The organism is Moritella sp. JT01, assembly GCF_001574435.1.
In the GTDB taxonomy this organism is placed as follows: domain Bacteria; phylum Pseudomonadota; class Gammaproteobacteria; order Enterobacterales; family Moritellaceae; genus Moritella.
Map to the genome: position 1 here is coordinate 396,415 of NZ_LOCN01000019.1, position 21,517 is coordinate 417,931.

A 21,517-nucleotide genomic window follows, 5' to 3' on the forward strand; every position below is an offset into this window, starting at 1 on the left:
AGAATGCTGTTTGGGCGATTAATACATCACATTATCTTTGTATTCTAATAAGACATTTTTAATGCGGTCCATGGTGTCTTTACTGGGTGGCGCAACACCATCAAGGGGGTAATCAAAGCCCATTGCTTTCCATTTATGCAAGCCCAATTCGTGATAAGCCAGCAATTCTACTTTTTCAATATTATCCATATGTTGAATAAACTGACCAAGTTGATGCGCTGATGCATCATCATCGGTATAGCCGGGAACCACGACATAACGTATCCATGTTTTTTGATTGCGTTTTGCTAAATACTCTGCAAATTCGAGCGTGCGTTTATTACTGACACCGGCTAATTCCTGATGGATCTTGTCGTTCATTTGCTTTAAATCCAACATCACTAAATCAGTGACATCGAGTACTTCATTAATCACATCGGTGTATTTACGAATATAGCCGTTGGTATCTAAGCAGGTGTTAACGTCTTGGGCTTGAGCCGCAGTGAAAAAATCACGCACAAATTCAGGTTGTAGCATCGCTTCGCCACCGGATGCAGTGACACCACCCCCCGTTGCTTGCATAAAGGCCTTGTATGAAACCAGCTCACGAATTAATTCATCAACGGTGGTTTCTGTACCCGCATGTAGGTCCCATGAATCACGGTTATGGCAATATTGGCAACGCATTAAACAGCCTTGCATGAAGACGATGAAGCGGATGCCTGGGCCATCAACAGTGCCACACGACTCGGTAGAATGAATGCGTCCTACTGTGCTACACAACTCGCTAGAATCAATCGATTTAATAAGCGGCATAATATCTCCAAAGGATAGGGCATACGATCATTATAAATACAAAAACCTTACATGTGTAAGGCTTTTGTGTCTTGCTACTATAAAAACAAACGATGGTTATATTTTATAGTGTAACTCTCTTCAGTTTTAGAATGACTGTTGGAATGTACGAGTGATCACGTCTTGTTGCTGCTCAGTTGTTAGCGAGTTGAAACGTACCGCGTAACCCGACACTCGAATGGTCAGTTGTGGGTATTTTTCAGGGTGCTTAACAGCGTCTAACAACATTGCACGATCCATCACGTTAACGTTTAAGTGCTGACCACCTTCAATCGCACTGCTGTGCTTGAAGTAACCATCCATTAAACCGGCAAGGTTAGTACGACGTATATCGTCTGTTTTACCCAGTGCGTTTGGTACGATAGAGAAAGTATAAGAGATACCATCTTTTGCGTATTCAAACGGTAGTTTTGCTACGGATGTGAGGGCTGCAATTGCGCCTTTTTCATCACGACCATGCATAGGGTTTGCACCCGGTGCGAATGGTGCGCCTGCACGACGGCCATCGGGAGTTGTACCCGTTTTCTTACCGTATACCACGTTTGATGTAATTGTTAGTACTGACTGTGTTGGTTTTGCATCACGGTACATTTTGTGGCTAGACACTTTCTTCATGAACGTTTCAACTAGTTCACAAGCGATATCATCAACACGTGAATCGTTGTTACCAAATTTAGGATAATCACCTTCGATTTCAAAGTCGACTGCAATACCATTTTCATCACGAATTGGTTTAACTTTTGCGTATTTAATTGCAGAAAGTGAATCTGCAGTAACTGATAGACCAGCGATACCACATGCCATTGTACGTTCTACGTCACGGTCATGTAATGCCATTAATGATGCTTCATACGAGTATTTGTCGTGTGAATAGTGGATTGAGTTTAGCGCAGTCACATACGTTGTTGCTAACCAATCCATCACTTTGTCATAACGCGCTCTAATATCTGCGTAATCAAGTACATCATCGGTGATCTTGTCTGCTTTAGGACCAATTTGGATTTTTAGTTTTTCATCTACGCCGCCATTGATTGTATATAACAATGCTTTAGCAAGGTTACTACGCGCGCCGAAGAACTGCATTTGTTTACCCACGATCATTGGTGATACGCAACATGCAATAGCATAGTCATCATTGTCGAAGTCGGTACGCATTAGATCATCATTTTCGTACTGGATTGATGATGTATCAATCGATACTTTCGCACAGTAACGTTTGAAGGCTAGTGGTAAATGTTCAGCCCACAATACCGTGATATTTGGCTCTGGTGAAGGGCCCATCGTGTATTGTGTGTGCAGTACACGGAATGATGATTTAGTGACGAGTGAACGACCATCAGTACCCATACCGGCGATAGTTTCTGTTGCCCAGATTGGGTCACCAGAGAATAACTCATCGTATTCAGGTGTACGTAGGAAACGCACCATACGTAGTTTCATTACCAGGTGGTCAATCATTTCCTGTGCGTCTGATTCGGTAATGATACCCGCTTGTAAATCACGTTCGATGTAGACATCTAAGAAGGTTGTTACACGACCAAAGCTCATTGCTGCGCCATTTTGTGATTTAACTGCAGCTAGGTAGCCGAAGTAAGTCCACTGAATCGCTTCTTTTGCGTTTGTCGCTGGGCCTGAAATATCGAAACCGTATGTTGCCGCCATTTCTTTGATTTGTGCTAGGGCACGGTACTGCTCAGAGATCTCTTCACGTAAACGCATTGTTGCTTCAAGGTCTTCACCTGAATAGAACTTAGCTTCTAATGATTGTTGTTGTGCGAATTTATCTTTCATTAGGAAGTCGATGCCATATACAGCAACACGACGGTAATCACCAATGATACGACCACGGCCATATGCATCTGGTAAACCAGTTAGGATACCTGACTTACGACATTTCATGATGTCGCTTGTGTAAACGTCGAATACACCTTGGTTGTGTGTTTTACGGTATTCAGAGAAGATTTTCTTGGTTACTGGATCCAGTTCTTTACCATATGCTTTACAAGAACCTTCAACCATGCGGATACCGCCATTAGCGATAATGGCGCGTTTTAATGGTTTTTCAGTTTGTAGGCCAACAATTGTTTCTAGGTTTTGGTCAATATAACCTGCAGCATGTGATGTAATTGTTGATGGTACTGAGGTATCAAAATCAAGCGGCGCGTGCGTGCTGTTTTCAATTTTGATGCCTTCCATAACGTTGTTCCAAAGCGTATCTGTTGCTTGGGTTGCATCGGCTAGGAAAGACTCATCACCGGTAAATTCAGTGTAGTTTTTCTGGATGAAGTCACGTAAGTTAACGTCGTTAGTCCATTCGCCAGTAGTGAAACCTTGCCACGCTTGATCAAAGATTGTTTGTTCAGTCATAAGTACACCTAATCTATTAAAAATGTAATTTCAAAGTTTGTTATCTGCTGTGTTTACAACAGATATTAAGATTCTTTTTTGCAGTAAATAATCCAGTACGTCATACCAACCAGTAATCCGCCACCAATTATATTGCCGATGGTGACAGGGATAAGATTGTTAAATACAAAATTAGTTAACGTTAAATCGGTAAAGTCAGCAGGGTTCGCACCAGTCGCTAGCCAAAACTCAGGGCCTGAAAAGTGCGCAATAACATACCCGAGTGGGATCATAAACATGTTAGCGATACTGTGCTCGTACCCTGATGCGACAAACATACTCACAGGTAATGCCACCGCAACAAATTTATCGGTAATAGAGCGCGCGGCAAAACTCATCCAGACACCAAGACAAACAAGTAGGTTGGCCAGGATGCCAAGCGTGACAGCTTGAATAAAAGTATGATGCAATTTGTGCTGGGCAATCTTCATGGCATTTAGACCCCAAGCGCCATCGGCGACGAGGTGCTGTTTCGCTAATATCATTAACGCCACAAAGAAGAGGCAGCCGATAAAGTTACCGACGTAGACCACTGCCCAGTTTTTAGCAAGTTGTACGGTTGTTATCTTGTTATTAGCACGGGCAATAATGGTTAAGATTGAGCTAGTAAATAGCTCGCCGCCACAAACAACAACAAGTAGTAGGCCAAGACTAAACGCAAAACCACCCATGAATTTTTTTAAACCGTAAGCAACATCCGTCGTTCCTGTTGTTACCGTGGTATAGAAGGCAAATGCAATAGAGATGAATACACCTGCAGTAATCGCAAGCATGAACGCTTGTTTAGGGGCTTTCGTTGCTTTTGCTACACCGATAGATTCTGCTTTTATTAGCAGTTCTGGTGGTAGGATTGCATCAAATGGGTTTGTTGTTTTCATTACTTAGTCTCAATAAATAACTCATGCTTATTATTACCCAACTAGTGGTATTTATAACGTGATCCAGATCAATTTCATGCTGTTTTATGTTTTTTTATTACGAAATTAGATGCTTTTAAACTTAAAAAGCCCTCTCTTGGTGTAACTAAATTACAGTAATCGCGTATTTGCATGCACTTTATTTTAAATGTAAAACAAAAGTTTAATTAACTGTTTAAAGTAAATTAAACCATCATAAATACCAATATGGCGGTAGTGTCCTACATTGTCTTTTTGTATTTATTCGCGCTGTATTGTTTGTTTTTGAAGATTATAAAACTATCTAATGGCTACCTTGTGGGCTTTAAATCTAAATTATAGTGGTTTCATGTTATCTGAATGACTAATTTGTTATGTTTAATGTTGTATTTATGTTGCACTCTTTAATGTTGATTTGAATTTAAATATTGCACATGTCTTAATTGTTATAAATCGTATTTAGGATGAATAGAATGAGTAGCAGTCCCACATTAGACATCAAAAATTTGCATAAATCATTTGGTGACAATGAAGTATTGAAAGGTATCGATCTGACTGCAAATAAAGGTGATGTAATCTCTATTATCGGTTCATCAGGCTCTGGTAAAAGTACCTTTTTACGTTGTATTAATTTATTAGAAATGCCTACGGCAGGTGACATCACCGTCAATGGCGAATTGATCGAAATGATTGATGGTCGAGACGGTAATCGACATATCGCGAATAAAAAACAAGTTCAGCGTATTCGGTCACGGTTAGCAATGGTGTTTCAAGGCTTTAATTTATGGTCGCATATGACGGTCATTGAGAATGTGATCGAAGCCCCCATTCAAGTATTAGGACTCTCTCGCAGCGATGCCATTGCCAGTGCAGAGCATTATCTCAAGAAAGTCGATTTATGGGAAAGAAAAGACTATTACCCAAGCCAGTTGTCTGGTGGCCAAAAGCAACGTGTGGCAATCGCCCGTGCATTAGCTGTAGAGCCGGAAGTATTGCTATTTGATGAACCAACCTCTGCGCTTGATCCTGAATTGGTGGGTGAAGTATTACGTGTAATGCAAAGTCTAGCTGAAGAAGGTCGAACCATGCTAGTGGTCACTCACGAGATGGCCTTTGCACGCGATGTATCGACCAAAGTTATCTTCTTACACCAAGGTCTAATTGAAGAGCAGGGCGATCCGAAAGAACTGTTTGATAACCCGAAATCAGAACGCGTTAAGCAGTTCTTGGCTCCAAAATATTAACGTTTAGTGGTTTCACTGAGCGTAATGATAAAAATATAACTATAAAAATAAAACGACTACAAACACAAGATCATTGATTGATCTCATTATAATAATAGGGAAATACTTATGAAAAAATTAGCCTGCGTAATTGCAACAAGCTTATTGCTTTCTTCAGCTGTAGCAGCAAAAGAATGGACTGATGTTCGTTTAGGTGTTGATTCACCTTACAAGCCATTTGAATATAAAACCCCTGATGGCGAGCTAACTGGTTTTGAAATCGACTTAGGTAACGAAGTTTGTAAACGCGCTAATTGGAATTGTACTTGGGTTGTACAATCTTGGGACGGTATTATTCCTGGTTTATTATCACGTAAATACGATGCTATTTTCTCTTCAATGTCGATCACTGACGCACGTAAGAAGAAGGTACTTTTCTCTGAACCTTACTACAATACACCAAGCGCTTGGTTTGCCGCTGCAGACTTTAAACTTGATGTAGCAGATAAAGCTGCATTCAAAAAATTACGTATCGGTGTACAGCGCGGTACAGTTCAAGATACACACGTCACCGATAATTATGCTAGCAAGAATACAATTAAGCGTTATAACACCAGTGGTGACTTATTGCTAGATCTTGAAGGAGGTCGTTTAGACATGGTATTACTGGATTTCCCTGTCGGTGATACCACGTTACTTATCCCTGAGAAAAAAGGCGCTTATGCAGCCGTTGGCGATACATTCCAGCTGGGTGAGGGCATGGGTGTTGCACTGCGTAAACGTGATAAATCACTTGCAGCAACCTTCAATAAAGTATTAGCAGAAATTAAAACGGATGGTACTTACGAAATTATCCAAGCTAAATACTTCAGCTACAGTATTAAAATGTAGTCTCTTTATCGATGATAAAAATGGGCGTTTAGTTAAGGTTATTAGTTAAGGCTATTAGTGAAAACCAAGCGTCCACTGCTTTTCTGGGAATACTATGTTAGATCTTCAAGGTTATGGGCCAGGTATATTTAATGGCGCTATATTGACCGTTAAACTTGCCATTTTTTCATTAATCATCGCAGTGCTACTCGGTCTGATTACCGCTGTTGCACGTTATTCCGGTGGTAAAGTTGCTTCTGTATTAGCGGTATCTTATACCAGCTTAGTCCGTGGTGTGCCGGATCTGGTCTTAATGATGCTAATTTATTTTGGCTTACAAGTCGGACTCAATAATTTTTCGGAATGGTTGTACGAATTACACGAAACCTATGCCATCAATGAATTTTATATCGAACAAGGATGGTTAACATTATCTGCGTTTTATGAAGATGGTATGTATTTCAATATCGATGAATTTAGTGCCGGTGTGGTGACGATTGGTTTCATTTTTGGTGCTTATATGGGCGAAACGTTCCGTGGTGCGTTATTGTCTGTGGACAAAGGCCAATTGGAAGCTGCAACCGCTTATGGCATGTCAGATTGGCAAGTGTTCCGCCGTGTAATGTTTCCACAGATGATGCGTTTTGCGCTACCAGGTATTGGTAACAACTGGTTAGTGCTGGTTAAAACAACCGCGCTCGTATCGATTATCGGCTTATCAGACATGGTCAAATTAGCGAAAGAAGCGGCAATGACAACATATGAACCGTTTCTGTTTTTCATTCCTGTTGCGTTTGTGTATTTAGCGATTACAACCGTGAGTGAAATTGTACTGAAATATTTAGAACGTCATTTCAGCAAAGGTGTAGAAGGTCATTAATATGTTAGATCAACTGATTGCTTTGCTTGAGCAAAATGAAATGTTTACCCCGAGTACCTTAAATGAGTATTGGGATGGTACGGTATTGACGGTACAACTGACGTTCTTGTCTATTGTCATCGGTTTCTTTTTGGCTGTGCCGTTAGCGATCATGCGTACCAGTCAGTATGTGTGGTTATCACGTGGTATTTGGTTATTTACTTATGTGTTTCGTGGTACACCGTTATTGATCCAGTTGTATCTGATTTATTATGGTGTGACCATGATTGATGGTATTCAAGACAGCGCAATATGGTTTTTACTCGAAGATGCGTTTTATCCTTGTTTGTTAGCGTTTGTATTAAATACCGCGGCATACAGCACCGAGATTATTCGAGGATCATTGGTGACAACCGATAAAGGTGAAATTGAAGCGGCACAAGCATATGGCATGAGCGATTGGCAGGTTCTGCGTCGCATTATTTTACCGTCGGCGTTCCGTCGTGCGTTGCCTGCTTACAGTAATGAAGTTATTTTTATGCTGCATGCAACGTCAATTGCCAGTGTCGTGACCTTGGTTGATATCACGGGGGCGGGCTACAATGTGTATTCACGTTTTTATGCCCCCTTTGAAGCATTTATTTTTGCGGGTGCTATCTATCTGTGTTTATGTTTTGCTATTTTTGCCGTATTCAAAAAATTAGAGAAACGTGCATTTAGGCATCTTGCTTAACGATTTACATCGTTATTATAGAGTGTCAGTACTAAATAGGAGGCCGTTTTGTAGCAACATGGCGGCCTTTGATTAATGACTGCTCCTCTTTGCTTACTGAGTCTTGTTTGCAACTTGCTGTTGCGCTATCTGCGTATCGTTGATTGTATAACGTGAGGCCAGCAAATAAGTGATGTAAAACTTATAAATGTTGTTCACGTAATTCACCGTTTCTTTACCTATGGTCTCAGCGGCTATTTTCTCGACATGATTAAACCAAATGTTGGGGTTTAATCCTTCCTTTAATGCCCGTTTTCTTAATTGTATTAACTTCGCTGGTCCAGCGTTATAGGCGGCAAAAGTCAATAATAGTGAGTCTAGCTTGGCAATGTTTTTATGGCTAAAGTAACGCTGTTTCATGAAGTGTAAGTACTTAACACCTGCATGGATATTACTGTCCACGTTGTTGATGTTTTTAATATTGACGTAAGGTTCATTCGCCGTTGATGGTAATATTTGCATCACGCCGACCGCACCTCGATGACTAATGGCTTTTTGGTTAAGCCGAGACTCCTGATAGGCTTGCGCAAGAATAAGTTGCCAATCGAATTCATACTGTCCTGCGTATTTTTTAATGATCGTTTCAGTTTCTAAATAGCGTTTTTCAAACTGCTGGTGGATGACTTTATTCAGCCAACGATGGCTAACTAAATAGCGACGGTGCAGAATGTTGCCTATTTTAGTGCCTTTTTTATGCTTATGAATAAACTGATTTAAACTGCGAGTTAATTGTGGTGTGTGATTACGTACCGCCCAGGTACTTGGGATGTTATTACGGATGACTAATCGTGGGTGTAGTTTTATGTTTTTATATAATTTTTGCCATAATCGTAAACCATGGTTAGAGATCATCGTCATGAAAATTTGCTTGTTGTCGACCATATCTAATAGTTCGTAATCTTCGAGTTCATCAGCCACGATATTGACGTAAACAGGTTGTTTATTGAGTCGGAATAATTGCTGGTTGATGATGTCTAATTGCTGGTGATAAATACTATTACGACGTATCCAAATTTCCTTGCCTGATAACTGATTTATATCCTTATATTCATCTGTAGAGTCATGGCTGACGAGCAATAATTGATTGTTGGTGTATATTGGCTCTGTATGGGTTACTTGGTTTTGTTGGCGTAAAGGCGTCATTAAGGGGCCAATTGCAATATCACCATAACCTTGCGCGAGTAAGTCGATTATTTGGCTACTAGGCACCGGAATAAACAAGATATTGAGTTTCAACTTGGTGTTTTTGAAGTATTTACGGTTTAGGTGTTTTTCGTATTCACGCATCATGTCATAAGCAAAACCACGCGGACGACTTTGGTAAATGAAATAATAAGCGGGGTGATTAACGACTAAGACTTTGATAGTACGCTTTTTTAATAGCAGGGGGAGGTCTTCAAAGCTGGGCTGGCTGTGAATATTCATTTGTTGTTGCGCTACAGAGTTTGAAGATGTTGAGCTTGCCAAATTAGAATCAGCATTAGTGGAATATTGAGCATTGCTGGGTGATATGTTGACAACGATACAGAGGAGTAAGCTATTTTTTGCTGTTACGCATATCTTAGTCCACTGCATAGCCATCATCGCTTTTTGATATATGAATGTCGAGGTAACACTAAGGTTAGACACATATTTCTAAAATGCGCTTTTAGATTTTAAATAGCGTAGGGATATGAGCCTAAGCTATTGTTATCGATTAACAATTTTATTCGCTAAATGTTGTCCAGATTGGTGCGTGATCTGATGGTTTTTCAATACCACGTAGTTCGTAATCTACATCACTCTCAACTACTTTAGCGTTCAATGTTGCCGTCGCTAAGATCACGTCAATACGTAATCCACGGTTGTCTGGGAAACCTTTTGAGCGGTAATCAAACCAGCTATAACGATCTGTTACTTCCGGCTTAATGGTGCGGAATGTATCGTGTAAGCCAAAACCTTGTAGTTTTGCTAGCCATTCACGTTCTTCTGGTTGGAAGCTACATTTGCCTGTTTTTAACCAACGTTTCGCATTTGGTTCACCGATACCGATGTCTTTATCTGCTGGAGAGATGTTGATGTCGCCCATCACAATTACATCGTCTTCTGCGGTGTGGTTGTCGTTAAGGTATACGTTTAGGTCTTGATAGAATTTACGCTTGTTCGGGTATTTCGTCTCATGGCTGATGTTTTCGCCTTGTGGGAAGTAACCGTTTAACACTGTGATTGGTTTACCAGATGTTTGGTCAAACGTCACCATGATCATACGTTTTTGCGCTTCTTCGTCATCGGTAGAGAAGCCGTATTGCACTTTAATTGCTTCTACGTCTGCCACTGTGCTTTTCTTTACCATCATAGCAACACCGTAATGTGCTTTTTGACCGTGGAAAAATACGTGATAACCCATTTCTTCAACCGCTGCTACAGGGAACATTTCGTTGTGAACTTTGATTTCTTGTAGGCCAATTACGTCAGGCGAATGCTTGTCTATGATAGCTTGTAGCTGATGCAGTCTAGCGCGAAGGCCGTTAATGTTAAATGAGATTATTTTCATTGGTTTTTTAACCCTTTGTTATTTGCAAACCTTTATATCTATAGCTTCTATTATTCGCGCGCCAGTTGCGAGGCAAATTTTAATAATTTGTGTCATTTGTGCAGAAATGGGACTGCTTTGAACAAATGTTAATAGTTCTGCTATTTGGTCATGCGAGAGGTAGCTAAGCTCGCGTTCTGCTGTCTTTATCGTTTTCACGTCTTCAAGCGGGTTTGGCTGATTCAATTCCTTTAACCGACGAAGTTGATTAAATAATACTTTCATCCATAACAGGACATGGTTTTGTGATGAGATAGATAGTTCTGACGCCATTGCGGCGTCCTCGCCTGACAGTAAGTCTGTTTGCTCGTTCATTGTGTAACGTTCGAAGGCTATCGCTTCCCCTTTGGCACCCAAGCGTTTGATGAACCCAATTTACCTTACTGACGTTGAATTTAAAGCAAGTTCATCTCGGGTTTTGTAAGGCTGTATGTTAACCCAATAAATTGCGTAGTCACCTCTAAGTGGCTACCCAAAAATAGTTATGTGGATCACGTTTACACCTCCTTGCTCAGGATTATGTAGCTCGGCTGTAAGTGTTTTGTTATCTTTTTGATAATGAAGTTGATAACGACTCGATCAAGCTAAAACTTAATATTTATAAGGACGTTATGATGAACGAAAAATTAAAATCTGCATTATCTCAAAAGCTTAAAAACTCAAATATCTCAATGGCGCCACCGCGAGTGGTTCGTTCACATGGTTGGATAAACTAATACCATAAAAAGCTCAAAGTGAAATGAGAGTTTAATTGGTAACCAAAGAAAGAATACTAATTGCTTAAAGTAAATAACAATATGCCAAGGACGGACTTAGTAGTATGCGTCGAATTCAAAGCGATCAAAACAGGATGTTAAACAGCCAACTTTCCTTTCTTATGTCATCTATTTTTAAAAAACAAGAGATAGCAAAAAGGATAGAAAGGCTTCTTCCAAAAGTTCATGGGCCCACCCCGGTTTGGCCAATAGGTAATTTGAAAGACTTTATTATGAAGCCTCCTTACAAAGTTTTGCAAAACTACCACCATCAATATGGTGATAACGTGAGCTTCTGGTTGTTTAATAAACCAGCTATTCTAGTAACACAACCTGAAGATATAAAATTAATCGTTGAAAATTCTCTAGATATATATAAAAACTCGCCTAAGCATGCTGCTGGAAAATACTTTCTTAGTAGCGTATTTTTTGCAAATGGCTCTGAGTGGCATGATAAAAGAAAGGCTCACCCGTTTTCACATTCTGATATCAACACCTTGTTCAGTAATGCCGTAGTGACGATAAAGCAACTAACATCTAGTCATGCGATATTGTTGAATCCTACAGAGAGCAAAAGAGAAATTTTGCTTTTTGATGAAATGACTCAGCTTTCCTTCAATATATTCTCTCATCTTCTCTTGGACCAAGAGGGAACCAAGGATTTATTTGATTGTTACCTAACTCAAATGGAAGATATGCATAGAAGGGGAGCAACTCCTTTGTCTCTACCAAGTTTGTTATTGAAAAAGCGAATAAAAGGGTGGAAACGATATGTAGAAAAAGCACTGAACAAATACGAAAGAAGCGATAAAGAACAGTCAAGCAAGCCAACAAATTTGCCACAATGGTTGAGTGAATTGAAGATCACAAATCGTGATAATTTTACCCTTCTACGAGACGAGATTAGTACTTCGTTTTATGCAGGTACGCGTAATGTCGCGGCTACAATTAGCTTTGCAATCCAGCTATTGTCTGCACATAAAGACGTCTATCAAAAACTACAGCGTAGCATTGATGAATTTGTAACTGAACACCCGCAAGGTTACTCCGATTCTGACTTAGATAAGCTTGAGTATCTTGACATGGTTATAAAAGAGACTTTAAGGCTTTATCCGATAGTCCCGGCATTCTTTAGGGAAGTGCTCCCAGGAAGAACCATAAAGCTCCCATTTGGTTCATTACCTGAAAAAACTCAGATCTTTATTTCTAGTTGGGTAACTCACAGGGATGCAAATTTATGGGAAAATCCAAATGATTTCATGCCTGAAAGGTTCAATACCAAGCCTACAGAGCACTCTTATCTCCCCTTTGGTTCTGGCGATAGGATTTGTGTAGGTATGGGATTGACGCAACTGATAACCAAAGTGGTTATCGTCGAGCTTCTGCAAAAACTCAATTTACACTCAATTTTGCCTAGTAATAGTAGCCAAATTGATAATGAATATTTCGCAGGCATCATTATTCCAAGCGATGGCTTGGCTATTGATATTTCTAAGCATTTAGTGAGTGAGGTTTAAATTGTTACCTCCTTCATTACCTCAATATGATGTTTCACCGAATATTAGAAAAGGTGAATTGGCCAAGAAACAGCGGAAGTATGGATATAGAGTAAATAAGTCATTGCCACCTATGGTAGAGTCAGCGAAGCTACCTTCCTCTGAAAAATTTGACCTACTGTACTTATATAGAAGATCAAAGCCACTCGTAACGCTGGTGCTAAATGACTATGCTAACAAATTCGCCAATTGGATAAAACCTGCGCTAAATCAAGAAGATTATTTAAAGGTATTCAAATTTATACCAGAGCCTACTAGATTGGCGCCTCAAATTAGTGACAAAGATTTCGCTTGGCAAAGGTTGTCTGGTGTAAATCCTGTTGTTATCTCAAGAGTAGAAGAAAAATTACCCGAGGTACTATCTTTACCGGACGGGATGCTAAGTAACTTAACCGGAGAGTCTTTAAGTACAGAAAATCTAATTGAAAAAGGGTTCCTATATATTTCAAATTATTCAATATTACATAATTTACAGCGAGGATCTTATTTAAATAGCAAAAAAGTGGTTCATGCACCAATCATTTTATTTTATTTGGAGAAAAATAAAGTCTCGGGCAAGTCCCATCTTACACCTATACTGATCCAACTGACGCAGGAACCGGGCTCCAACCACATCGTTACTAAAAATGATGGTGAGCAATGGCAGTGCGCAAAATGGTACTGTCAAGTAGCTGATGCACAACATCATCAATTTGTATCTCACCTGGTAAACTCACATCTAGTGATTGAGCCATTTCCAATTGCAACTAATAGACAGCTTTCTGCAAAGCACCCTGTGTATCAGTTGTTAAAACCACACCTCCAATATTCATTAGCTATCAATGAGTTTGGTAGAAGAGAGTTATTTAAACCTAAAGGCTATGGTGAAAACCTTTTCGCACTTTCTATAGACGGCCTTAAAGCCTTATCTCTTAAAGCTTATCAGCATTGGTCATTTGATAAATCCACGTTGAACCAAGATATCAAAAACCGAGGAATGGAGGAGTTGGAAGAGTATCCATTCAGGGATGATGCAAGACTTATTAATGACATCCTAAGTCGCTATGTCCGTTCTTACCTGTCACTTTATTACACTACAGACAAAGAAGTTGAAGCCGACTATGAGCTGCAAGCGTGGGTTGCAGAACTTAATGCAAAGGATAAAGGGAACGTAAAGGGCTTTCCTGAGACTGTATATACTATTAGTGAGTTGAATTGGGTTTTGACCCACATTATTTATCTGTCAGCCGTATTTCATTCCAGTGTCAATTATACCCAATGGGACTTTATGGGAAGCCCAATAAATATGGCGACTTCAGCCTATTCAGATATATTTGATGTGGATATGCCAATGACAGACCAACCTAATCTATTTGAGGCTCTACCTCCACTTAGACAACTCTTAAAACAAATGAACTTCATTTATTATACTTCAAGGGTTTACCACAATAAGTTAGGACAGTACAGAAAGTACGATTTTACTAACCCCAAGGTTTGGGAAGTCGTTAAAGAATTCCAGTCTGAGCTAAATCACGCAGAGGGCGTAATCAATCAACGAAATGGCTACAGATATAAGTCTTACTCAGCATGCCTACCCTCCAGATTGTCTAACAGTTTAAATAGTTAAAGGATAACACTGATGAATAATTCGAAAGCAGAAAGATTTTATATGTATAAAGCTGATGTGTTTCCCCTTGTTTTAGTCAGTATAATGTTCGCGATTCAACTCTATGCATTCATAAACCTGACAGGGTTCTGGGAGTTGGTGGTATTTTCTTTATTGTCGATGCCATTTCTGACTTTTTCCGTCGCATACAGTCACCATCATGCCCATATATCTATGTCAAACTCAAAGTGGCTCAATGGCTACGTTAACAGAATCTTGAGTTTACAGGTGTGGATAAATCATTACGCATGGAAACTGCACCATAATCACGGTCATCATCTGAATTATATGAATCAATACCCATTACAGGATGATGTTTCTATTGATGAATCAAATTGGACCAGAACAGACGGTAGTAAAATGAACCGTTTCGAGTACACCATTCATCTTGCTAAAACAACATTAAAGCGAGTAAAGGAAAATGGGCAAAAGCATGAGAAAGTCTATAAGAAGTATATGACCTACCGTTTACAAAACTATGCGATTTATTTCGTGTTGTTTTTGTACAGTCCTTTGGCATTATTATTTGTGTTCATCATTCCTCCGCTAGTGATGTCCTTGTACATATTTTGGCTGACTTACCCACATCATTCAGGTTTGAGATCATCAGACCCTTATAAAGCATCGAGAAGCATTATTAGCCCAATATACAACTTTTGGTTTACAAATCTTGGATATCACACAGCCCATCATATAAAGCCAAACTTACACTGGTCGTTACTACCTAACTATCATGAAAGTATAAAAGAGAAGATTCCTAAACACTTAATTCAAGAAAGCGTTTTTCCTGCATTCGAATTAGATAAATCAAGAGGAATCTCAGATGCATAATGTTTACACTCCGCCTTTTTTATTTAGAAATGGATATCTAAGCAGTATTTATCCAAGCCTATTTAGAAAATCAGAGCATAACATTGAGAATACTTGTCATATTGTCCATACAAGAGACGGTGACGTACTTGAATACGATTGGTATAAACAAGGAAGTGACAAAGTCGCACTTATTTCCCACGGTTTAGGTGGACACAATAAAAGACCATATATTCTTGGTATGGTTCAAGCACTTTATGAGGATGGTTGGGACGTAATAGCTTGGAATTACCGCGGTAGTGGTGATCAAAGTAACATTAAGCCCGTCTTATATCATGGGGGATCTATTGATGATCTTGAAGATGTAATTCAACATATCGAAGGTAAGAGCCTATATAAGGTAATTTCACTTATAGGCTTCAGTTTAGGCGGGAATATTAATTTACTTTACTTAGGAAAGAAGCATGCTGAAATTCCTTCAAGCATAAAAAAGGCCGTTTGTTTTTCTACTCCATGTGATTTAAAAAGTAGTGCAATGGAATTGGGAAGGTTTAAGAACAAATTTTTTATGCGTCATTTTTTAAAGAGCTTTGAGAAGATTATAAGTAGAAAACATGCTCAGTATCCAGAACTAATAAATATAGACAACTTCAAGCAAGTTGGAAACTTCCAGCAGTATGATGATATGTATACCGCTCCACTACACGGTTTTAAGGATGCAAATGATTATTGGGAAAGCTGTAGCTGTAAAAAGTATTTAAAAAATATACAACAGAAAGTTTTATTGGTTACGGCACAAGACGACCCATTCTTAGGAAAGGAGTGTTACCCAATCCATGAGGTTAACAATAATTCGAACTTATCGCTTTTAATGCCTCGACATGGCGGACATGTGGGCTTCGTACTTCCTAAATCCAAGGGAAGATACTGGTCTGAAGAAACCGCGATTAAGTATTTAAACAACAAAGGAATGTGAATATGAAAAACATCATTGAAAACAGAACAAGAACATTTGATTGGGCAGATCCTATGATTGGCGCTAAAAGCGCAATGGAAATGAGTGGTTACGATTATTTAAAAAGTATAGCTGATGGTGATCTTCCTATGCCACCAATTATGAGCTTGATGGGGGTCGATAACTGCAAAGTAGATAAGGGTTATATGCGCTTTGAATTTAACGCAGAAGAATATCACTACAACACTATTGGTGGAGTACATGGCGGTGTATTTTCTACACTATTAGATTCCTGTATAAGCTGCGCAATTCACACCACTTTGCCGCAGGGAGTAGGGTTTAGCACTATCGATCTAAAAGTAAACTTTATTCGACCAATGACGATCGAAACAGGCTTAGTCATTTGTGAAGGTAATGCAATTCACACTGGTAGAAAAACAGCAGTGGGTGAAGGACGCTTGCTAGACGCTTCAGGGAAGTTACTAGCTACAGCATCAGTAACTTGTTTGATACTAAGTTAACAGTACATCGGGATTTAATTTTATGGATAGCAAACAAGAAAAAGTAACTCTACAAGATATTCGGCGCGCAATGCCAAAGAAGTATTTTGAATGTAATACGCTAACTTCTATTAGTTATTTTTTAGTTAATTTAGCATTATCTTTAGTGTTGCTCTTGGTAGCAATTTATTATTTTGAATCCCTTTCTTCTCCATTTTTTGAAATAGCTTGGTTAAGTTATTTCTTTCTTCAAGGTAAGTGTTTTTGGGGGCTTTTCTTATTGGGGCACGATTGTGGCCATAAAGCATTTTCTAAAAATAGACTTATCAACGATGGTGTTGGTCTATTAGTACACTCGTTTTTGCTACTACCGTATGAACAATGGAAATTTACTCATAGAAACCACCATAGGTATTGTGGACATATTGATAAAGATGAAGGATATGGCCCGGTTCGAGAAAGCAGTAAAGTAAGCCGTAAAGCCAGTGCTCTCTTGGCACTAAGTGGTTTTGCCTATTGGTGCTATTTGGTTGGGATTTCAAGACATGGAATCAACCATTATTCTTACACTGACCCTTTGTTTAAAAGCCGAAAGAGTAAAATGAAAATATCACTCCTTGCAGTTATGTGTATGTTCCTATTTTTGGCTGTGCTGTCATTTCAATATGGCGTAGTGAACGTACTTCTGTATTATGTCATTCCCCTGCAAGTATATTCATACTATTTTATAATTATCACTTTCTTACAGCATAATGATGAAAAATTGGTTTGGCATTCTGATAAAGAGTGGACACCTTTGAAAGGCAGTTTAACAACTATTGACCGTAACATCTCATGGTGGAACATCTTCTGCCACCACATCAACTTACATCAAGTTCATCACTTCTATCCTAGCATCCCTCACTATCGATTAGCCCCTGCGACTAAAGTATTTAGGAAAAAGCTCCCTTTGTTGGTTAATACGGCTAGCGAGGCAACCCTTGTTTCGTATGCAAAAAACTTGTGGAACTATACTTTCGTCGGAAAAGTGAAAAGCAACCAACACTCCTTTAGTTATCATTCAGCCAAGTATAGTAGCTTAGAAAGTAATGTTATATCAGAGAGCTCTCATAACTTTAAAAGCTAATTGGGGTAAAATGTGGCATTAATGAAATTGTGTTTATTCTTGGCTATTTAGAGAATAATATTAAAGACTTTATGAACAAAAAACTCCTAGAGTTGAATGTTCATTTTGTTACCAATGAATTGTATGCAGAAACAAATACAATTCATTAATGCTGCTCTTCTGAGACTGTTAAAATATCGATACCTTGAAAGCAGAATAACACCCAACGAGCAGTTGGATTTTGGCACGGCTGATATTTTAAATATGACGGCTGAACTACCGATAAATTCACTCCTCTTCGCCTACCGCGTTTTCGCAATTTATTCACGTTTTGGACACAACGATGGACACGCTCTAGGGCTTAACATCAGTCCCTGATACCCATTCAACCTTTTATCCAAATATCAAGCTCACCTAAGCGGAGAATAGCCCATTTTCTCATGTGAGGGATTGGTCATATCACAGCAACACACGCGAACCCTATTGCGAGTTAAATTGTGCTTCAGCCTTGGTTAGATTAGATATGTCGACTTTTTTTGCACTCGGTGATTGGAGGTATTGTTTACGTAATAACAAAACATATTAACTCGATGTTTCTAAGGGAATTAATATTTTAGGTAAGGTTCTTGCTTTGATATAACTGGACTATTTGTCTTTAATGAATATGAAGGAAAATAAAATGAAAAAATTAATCGGATTATTTACATTTTTATTTGCTTTTTCAGTCAATGCGGGACTAATTAATGGCAGCTTTGAGGAGCCTGTCATTACTGGTCAGATGCAACTGGTAGCCCCTGCAGCAATGCCAGGATGGGAAACAACAGATAGTGCATTTGAAGTGTGGGCAGATGGATTCTTAGGTGTTCCTTCGCATACAGGAAATCAATTTGTTGAATTAAACGCCTATATTGCAGGCACTTTGTCGCAGGTAGTGTCAGGTATAGCAGCCACCAAAGAGATTGGTTGGGAGTTCGCACATCGCAGTCGTACTGGCGGTTTAGAAACGATGCGTTTACAAATTACAGACTTGGGTCTTGATAATACCTTTGGGACTTCTGATGATACAGATTTGTTTAACGATACATTCGATGCGGGTATCAATACTTGGCAAGTGAATTCAGGTTCAGGGATATTTTCTTTGGGTAACGACATTAAATTTGCATACTCCGCTGTCTACGCTGTAGGCGGTATCTCTGTGGGTAACTTACTTGATTCGGCCTCTTTTGGTGTGGGTATAGGTGGTGCAGTGGTACCAGAACCATCAACTCTAGCTATCTTCGGCTTAGGTATCTTAGGGCTAGCAATAAGAGCAAGAAAGAGAGCATAGGTAGTCGATCTTGAAGTAGTCAATGCTCAAATAGCCAAGTTAAGGGGGTTGAGGTCCAAGCTATTCCCAGGGGACTTCAATCATGACTTTTGCATCCACAATCCGGAAACTACCAATTTTTGTCTGCAGAGACTCAGAACTACCCTGTGAATATTCAGTGCGATAGACAGCGATGCTATCCGTGGACATGTTAGGAATAGACTGATTAATTAAAGCATCTTCCGCATCAATTAATCGTGCCATATTGCTGGTTATCCTGTCGCAGCGATAAACTTCGTATTCTTCGTTCGAGGTAACCTTACCTGATCCATCAAGTGTCAGAGCGATAAGTGAATTGACATCATGAGAATAGCACATGGGGCCTTCTGTTCTCTTAAGAAACAGTAAGCTTAATCCGGTGCCTTCCCGAGCATAGCTAAGCAATTCGATGTTGGTGTAGTAATTATCGGTGTTTTCTTGTATATCTATGCCCAGTTGGGAGAGCCTAAGCTGTTTGTGCACCTTATTCTCTTGAATATCTAATAGGTAATCACTTATGGGAAACTCTGGCGTTGGAAAGTGATCAATAGGCAGGACTTTAGAGCCTTTAATCCAGCGGGAGGTTGTGAATTTATATTCTTCAGTCTCCATATCGTATAGCGCATCAATAGTGAATTTCTCGTCGAATCCAGTCTTATCGAAAAAATCAACGCCAACTCCAAAATCATTAATATATAGGTTTTTCCTGATCTCTGTGCGCGCCTTAGGATTTAACCCTGTGTATAGGCGTAACCTCCAACCGTCGTGTTCAGAAAGCCAATCAGGGTCCGCAGCAACGTAATCGAATACCCCCTGAAGCGCAATTTTAGTCTGATACTTATCGTAATAATACCAACCCTCGACATAATAGTAACGATAGTCTCTTCCGCGTCTCGTTACTGAAACATACTCGTAATTAAGGTGTATTGTGATTGGGTACTTACCGTCTATGCTAGTGTGGATAAAGGTGTCATTTTTTTCCCTAAGCTTCAGATTTACAGTTAGATTATCTGAACTGAAAGCAAAGTTGGAAATTAAAAAAATCATGAAAATCAAGGTTGTTTTTCTTATGTAGGCCATTTAGACTCCATCATGTAATAAGCTATTTCGCTCTGATTGAGCTTGAATTTCTATTTGAGGAAATGACCTAGAGAATCGTCCCAAGATCTCTGGAAGAATAAATTCACTAAAATCTTCTTGAAAACCGATATTCACATTTCTGTTCAAGTTATGCTTGTTAACCGCAAGTAACGCTTCATCGTTCAGTGACAGAAGTTTACGTCCATAGCTAAGTAACATTCCTGATATTCGGGACCATTGGCTCTTAGCTGTATGAAGGGGCATTGGGCATAGCCAATCAATAGAAGTATTTTAATTACATCGCCACTCTATCGCCATGGCACCTACTTTACCTGCCTAAGCTGCTGAGTGTTAGTTATTTTATTTCAGATGTATATTAAATGAGAGAATTCTCAGATAAACACTTTTATTTATTATTTAATTGATAACATTTCTAATTTTATTTAAGAAATTACGACCACAGCTGCTGTTAAGGAAAGTTTAATTTATATGGTCGTAAACGTGTCATGGAAAGATGACTATGTAGGTGTCAGTTTAACTGCCTGTCATTAGTGTGAAGCACTGCGAAAAGTCCTATCGATAGACCAAAATCTAGACACTCTCAGTTGGACATTTTTTAACGCGCGACTCTGATATGTTAAAATTGTCTTATGTCATACATGAATTAAATATTTTGGCAAAAATAGAATTCAGAAAAATAGGGTTGTTATGAATTATTATGAGAAAAGATTAGTCACAAAAATGCTGGCTGTATGGGTATCTTTGTTCGCTTCTTTATTAATCTTATGGGCTGGCTATAGAGGATTTTTAATGCCAGAAATTGATAAGCCAGCTATATGGTTTCAGCGCAGCGGGTCGGTTGTCATACTTATAACTGTTTTTGCAGAACTGTTTGTAATAAAAAGACTAAGAAGTATATCTGATGGTCAAGAAATCACTGCTAGAGCGAAATTCAAAAATTATATAAGCATAACCAACATTTTCGACATCGCTATGAGCCTTATTGGTACCGTTGTATGGGGATATGGAGATCTTATCTATATGGAAGTATTATCATAGGCAACGGGAATGTGTAAAAAGAAGAGAGAAATAAGTGTTATGAGCAGATCGAGCATGACCAAGCGGGTAGATAGAATAGTTTTATACAGTGTTGATGATTGGTATCATGACAGTACCAATACTGGAATCGATCAATCGTTAAAATACGTTTGCTTTGGCGTGAATGTAGATCAGCATGTAAATCGAATGTTCTACATAGTCAGTTACAATTCATCATTTTTATCACCTTTGACGAAAAACACTGTCCTTTAGGGCGGTGATGTAAGTCATTATTG

At 39.1% G+C, this 21,517-nt stretch carries 20 protein-coding genes; 12 read left to right on the plus strand and 8 right to left on the minus strand.

Annotated elements, in window-relative coordinates:
* Positions 1-18: 18 nt before the first annotated feature.
* The 3 genes from pflA to focA form a co-directional block, all read right to left on the minus strand.
* Positions 19-795, minus strand: coding sequence for a pyruvate formate lyase 1-activating protein (gene pflA, locus AKG98_RS16150; RefSeq protein ID WP_067048162.1), 777 nt, complete (start codon positions 793-795; stop codon positions 19-21).
* Positions 796-921: 126 nt separating this feature from the next.
* The gene (gene pflB / locus AKG98_RS16155) at positions 922-3,201 is read right to left on the minus strand and encodes a formate C-acetyltransferase (RefSeq protein ID WP_067048164.1); all 2,280 of its coding nucleotides are present in this window, start codon (positions 3,199-3,201) and stop codon (positions 922-924) included.
* 65 nt (positions 3,202-3,266) lie between these two features.
* Positions 3,267-4,118 (minus strand): formate transporter FocA, encoded by an 852-nt coding sequence (gene focA, locus AKG98_RS16160; protein WP_067048167.1) that lies wholly within the window; start codon positions 4,116-4,118, stop codon positions 3,267-3,269.
* Between the two features lie 491 nt (positions 4,119-4,609).
* On the opposite strand from focA, the gene AKG98_RS16165 reads away from it, so the two are divergent.
* The 4 genes from AKG98_RS16165 (at position 4,610) to AKG98_RS16180 (ending at position 7,821) form a co-directional block, all read left to right on the plus strand.
* Positions 4,610-5,380: an ABC transporter ATP-binding protein gene (locus AKG98_RS16165; RefSeq protein ID WP_067048170.1), complete on the plus strand. Its 771-nt coding sequence runs from the start codon at positions 4,610-4,612 to the stop codon at positions 5,378-5,380.
* Positions 5,381-5,488: 108 nt separating this feature from the next.
* Positions 5,489-6,250, plus strand: coding sequence for a transporter substrate-binding domain-containing protein (locus AKG98_RS16170; RefSeq protein ID WP_067048175.1), 762 nt, complete (start codon positions 5,489-5,491; stop codon positions 6,248-6,250).
* 94 nt (positions 6,251-6,344) lie between these two features.
* Complete coding sequence (locus AKG98_RS16175) at positions 6,345-7,109, plus strand: ABC transporter permease (RefSeq protein WP_067048177.1); 765 nt, start codon at positions 6,345-6,347, stop codon at positions 7,107-7,109.
* A 1-nt stretch (position 7,110) separates the two neighbouring features.
* On the plus strand, positions 7,111-7,821 hold the full coding sequence (locus tag AKG98_RS16180) for an ABC transporter permease (protein ID WP_067048180.1): 711 nt from the start codon (positions 7,111-7,113) through the stop codon (positions 7,819-7,821).
* Between the two features lie 93 nt (positions 7,822-7,914).
* Here AKG98_RS16180 and AKG98_RS16185 read toward each other — a convergent pair whose 3' ends face one another.
* The 3 genes from AKG98_RS16185 to AKG98_RS16195 form a co-directional block, all read right to left on the minus strand.
* Positions 7,915-9,489, minus strand: coding sequence for a lytic transglycosylase F (locus AKG98_RS16185; protein WP_228140328.1), 1,575 nt, complete (start codon positions 9,487-9,489; stop codon positions 7,915-7,917).
* A 76-nt stretch (positions 9,490-9,565) separates the two neighbouring features.
* Positions 9,566-10,393, minus strand: a complete 828-nt coding sequence (xthA, locus tag AKG98_RS16190; RefSeq protein ID WP_067048185.1) for an exodeoxyribonuclease III — start codon at positions 10,391-10,393, stop codon at positions 9,566-9,568.
* A gap of 18 nt (positions 10,394-10,411) precedes the next feature.
* Complete coding sequence (locus AKG98_RS16195) at positions 10,412-10,747, minus strand: hypothetical protein (RefSeq protein ID WP_157534150.1); 336 nt, start codon at positions 10,745-10,747, stop codon at positions 10,412-10,414.
* Positions 10,748-11,252: 505 nt separating this feature from the next.
* Here AKG98_RS16195 and AKG98_RS16200 point away from each other — a divergent pair.
* The 7 genes from AKG98_RS16200 to AKG98_RS16235 all read left to right on the plus strand — a co-directional run bounded on the left by AKG98_RS16200 (position 11,253) and on the right by AKG98_RS16235 (position 19,085).
* Entirely contained in the window at positions 11,253-12,704 is a 1,452-nt protein-coding gene (locus tag AKG98_RS16200; RefSeq protein ID WP_067048188.1) for a cytochrome P450, read from the plus strand.
* A 1-nt stretch (position 12,705) separates the two neighbouring features.
* The gene (locus tag AKG98_RS16205; protein WP_067048191.1) at positions 12,706-14,349 is read left to right on the plus strand and encodes a lipoxygenase family protein; all 1,644 of its coding nucleotides are present in this window, start codon (positions 12,706-12,708) and stop codon (positions 14,347-14,349) included.
* 12 nt (positions 14,350-14,361) lie between these two features.
* Positions 14,362-15,219, plus strand: a complete 858-nt coding sequence (locus tag AKG98_RS16210; protein WP_067048193.1) for a fatty acid desaturase — start codon at positions 14,362-14,364, stop codon at positions 15,217-15,219.
* Entirely contained in the window at positions 15,212-16,174 is a 963-nt protein-coding gene (locus AKG98_RS16215; RefSeq protein WP_067048195.1) for a YheT family hydrolase, read from the plus strand. Before AKG98_RS16210 ends, AKG98_RS16215 begins: the two co-directional genes overlap by 8 nt.
* Positions 16,175-16,176: 2 nt before the next feature.
* Positions 16,177-16,674: a PaaI family thioesterase gene (locus AKG98_RS16220; protein WP_067048197.1), complete on the plus strand. Its 498-nt coding sequence runs from the start codon at positions 16,177-16,179 to the stop codon at positions 16,672-16,674.
* A 22-nt stretch (positions 16,675-16,696) separates the two neighbouring features.
* On the plus strand, positions 16,697-17,779 hold the full coding sequence (locus tag AKG98_RS16225; RefSeq protein WP_067048199.1) for a fatty acid desaturase: 1,083 nt from the start codon (positions 16,697-16,699) through the stop codon (positions 17,777-17,779).
* 658 nt (positions 17,780-18,437) lie between these two features.
* Positions 18,438-19,085 carry a PEP-CTERM sorting domain-containing protein gene (locus AKG98_RS16235; RefSeq protein ID WP_067048204.1) on the plus strand — a complete coding sequence of 216 codons (648 nt, stop codon included), beginning with the start codon at positions 18,438-18,440 and terminating at the stop codon, positions 19,083-19,085.
* Between the two features lie 60 nt (positions 19,086-19,145).
* Here AKG98_RS16235 and AKG98_RS16240 read toward each other — a convergent pair whose 3' ends face one another.
* Both AKG98_RS16240 and AKG98_RS16245 read right to left on the minus strand, forming a co-directional pair.
* Complete coding sequence (locus AKG98_RS16240; protein WP_067048207.1) at positions 19,146-20,183, minus strand: hypothetical protein; 1,038 nt, start codon at positions 20,181-20,183, stop codon at positions 19,146-19,148.
* A complete protein-coding gene (locus AKG98_RS16245; RefSeq protein ID WP_067048210.1) occupies positions 20,184-20,447 on the minus strand; it encodes a hypothetical protein in 264 nt (87 codons plus the stop codon). It lies immediately after the preceding gene.
* A 444-nt stretch (positions 20,448-20,891) separates the two neighbouring features.
* Here AKG98_RS16245 and AKG98_RS16250 point away from each other — a divergent pair, with 444 nt between their 5' ends.
* Positions 20,892-21,242: a hypothetical protein gene (locus AKG98_RS16250; protein WP_067048212.1), complete on the plus strand. Its 351-nt coding sequence runs from the start codon at positions 20,892-20,894 to the stop codon at positions 21,240-21,242.
* The last annotated feature ends 275 nt before the right edge of the window (positions 21,243-21,517 follow it).

Bases quoted from the DNA above. Each gene is read 5' to 3' on its own strand.
- AKG98_RS16235 (WP_067048204.1), top strand. From the start codon at position 18,438: ATGAAAAAATTAATCGGATTATTTACATTTTTATTTGCTTTTTCAGTC.
- AKG98_RS16195 (WP_157534150.1), bottom strand. From the start codon at position 10,747: ATGAACGAGCAAACAGACTTACTGTCAGGCGAGGACGCCGCAATGGCG.
- AKG98_RS16165 (WP_067048170.1), top strand. From the start codon at position 4,610: ATGAGTAGCAGTCCCACATTAGACATCAAAAATTTGCATAAATCATTT.
- AKG98_RS16225 (WP_067048199.1), top strand. From the start codon at position 16,697: ATGGATAGCAAACAAGAAAAAGTAACTCTACAAGATATTCGGCGCGCA.
- AKG98_RS16200 (WP_067048188.1), top strand. From the start codon at position 11,253: ATGCGTCGAATTCAAAGCGATCAAAACAGGATGTTAAACAGCCAACTT.
- AKG98_RS16175 (WP_067048177.1), top strand. From the start codon at position 6,345: ATGTTAGATCTTCAAGGTTATGGGCCAGGTATATTTAATGGCGCTATA.
- AKG98_RS16170 (WP_067048175.1), top strand. From the start codon at position 5,489: ATGAAAAAATTAGCCTGCGTAATTGCAACAAGCTTATTGCTTTCTTCA.
- AKG98_RS16250 (WP_067048212.1), top strand. From the start codon at position 20,892: ATGAATTATTATGAGAAAAGATTAGTCACAAAAATGCTGGCTGTATGG.
- AKG98_RS16215 (WP_067048195.1), top strand. From the start codon at position 15,212: ATGCATAATGTTTACACTCCGCCTTTTTTATTTAGAAATGGATATCTA.
- focA (WP_067048167.1), bottom strand. From the start codon at position 4,118: ATGAAAACAACAAACCCATTTGATGCAATCCTACCACCAGAACTGCTA.
- AKG98_RS16180 (WP_067048180.1), top strand. From the start codon at position 7,111: ATGTTAGATCAACTGATTGCTTTGCTTGAGCAAAATGAAATGTTTACC.
- AKG98_RS16210 (WP_067048193.1), top strand. From the start codon at position 14,362: ATGAATAATTCGAAAGCAGAAAGATTTTATATGTATAAAGCTGATGTG.
- xthA (WP_067048185.1), bottom strand. From the start codon at position 10,393: ATGAAAATAATCTCATTTAACATTAACGGCCTTCGCGCTAGACTGCAT.
- AKG98_RS16220 (WP_067048197.1), top strand. From the start codon at position 16,177: ATGAAAAACATCATTGAAAACAGAACAAGAACATTTGATTGGGCAGAT.
- AKG98_RS16240 (WP_067048207.1), bottom strand. From the start codon at position 20,183: ATGGCCTACATAAGAAAAACAACCTTGATTTTCATGATTTTTTTAATT.
- pflA (WP_067048162.1), bottom strand. From the start codon at position 795: ATGCCGCTTATTAAATCGATTGATTCTAGCGAGTTGTGTAGCACAGTA.
- pflB (WP_067048164.1), bottom strand. From the start codon at position 3,201: ATGACTGAACAAACAATCTTTGATCAAGCGTGGCAAGGTTTCACTACT.
- AKG98_RS16245 (WP_067048210.1), bottom strand. From the start codon at position 20,447: ATGCCCCTTCATACAGCTAAGAGCCAATGGTCCCGAATATCAGGAATG.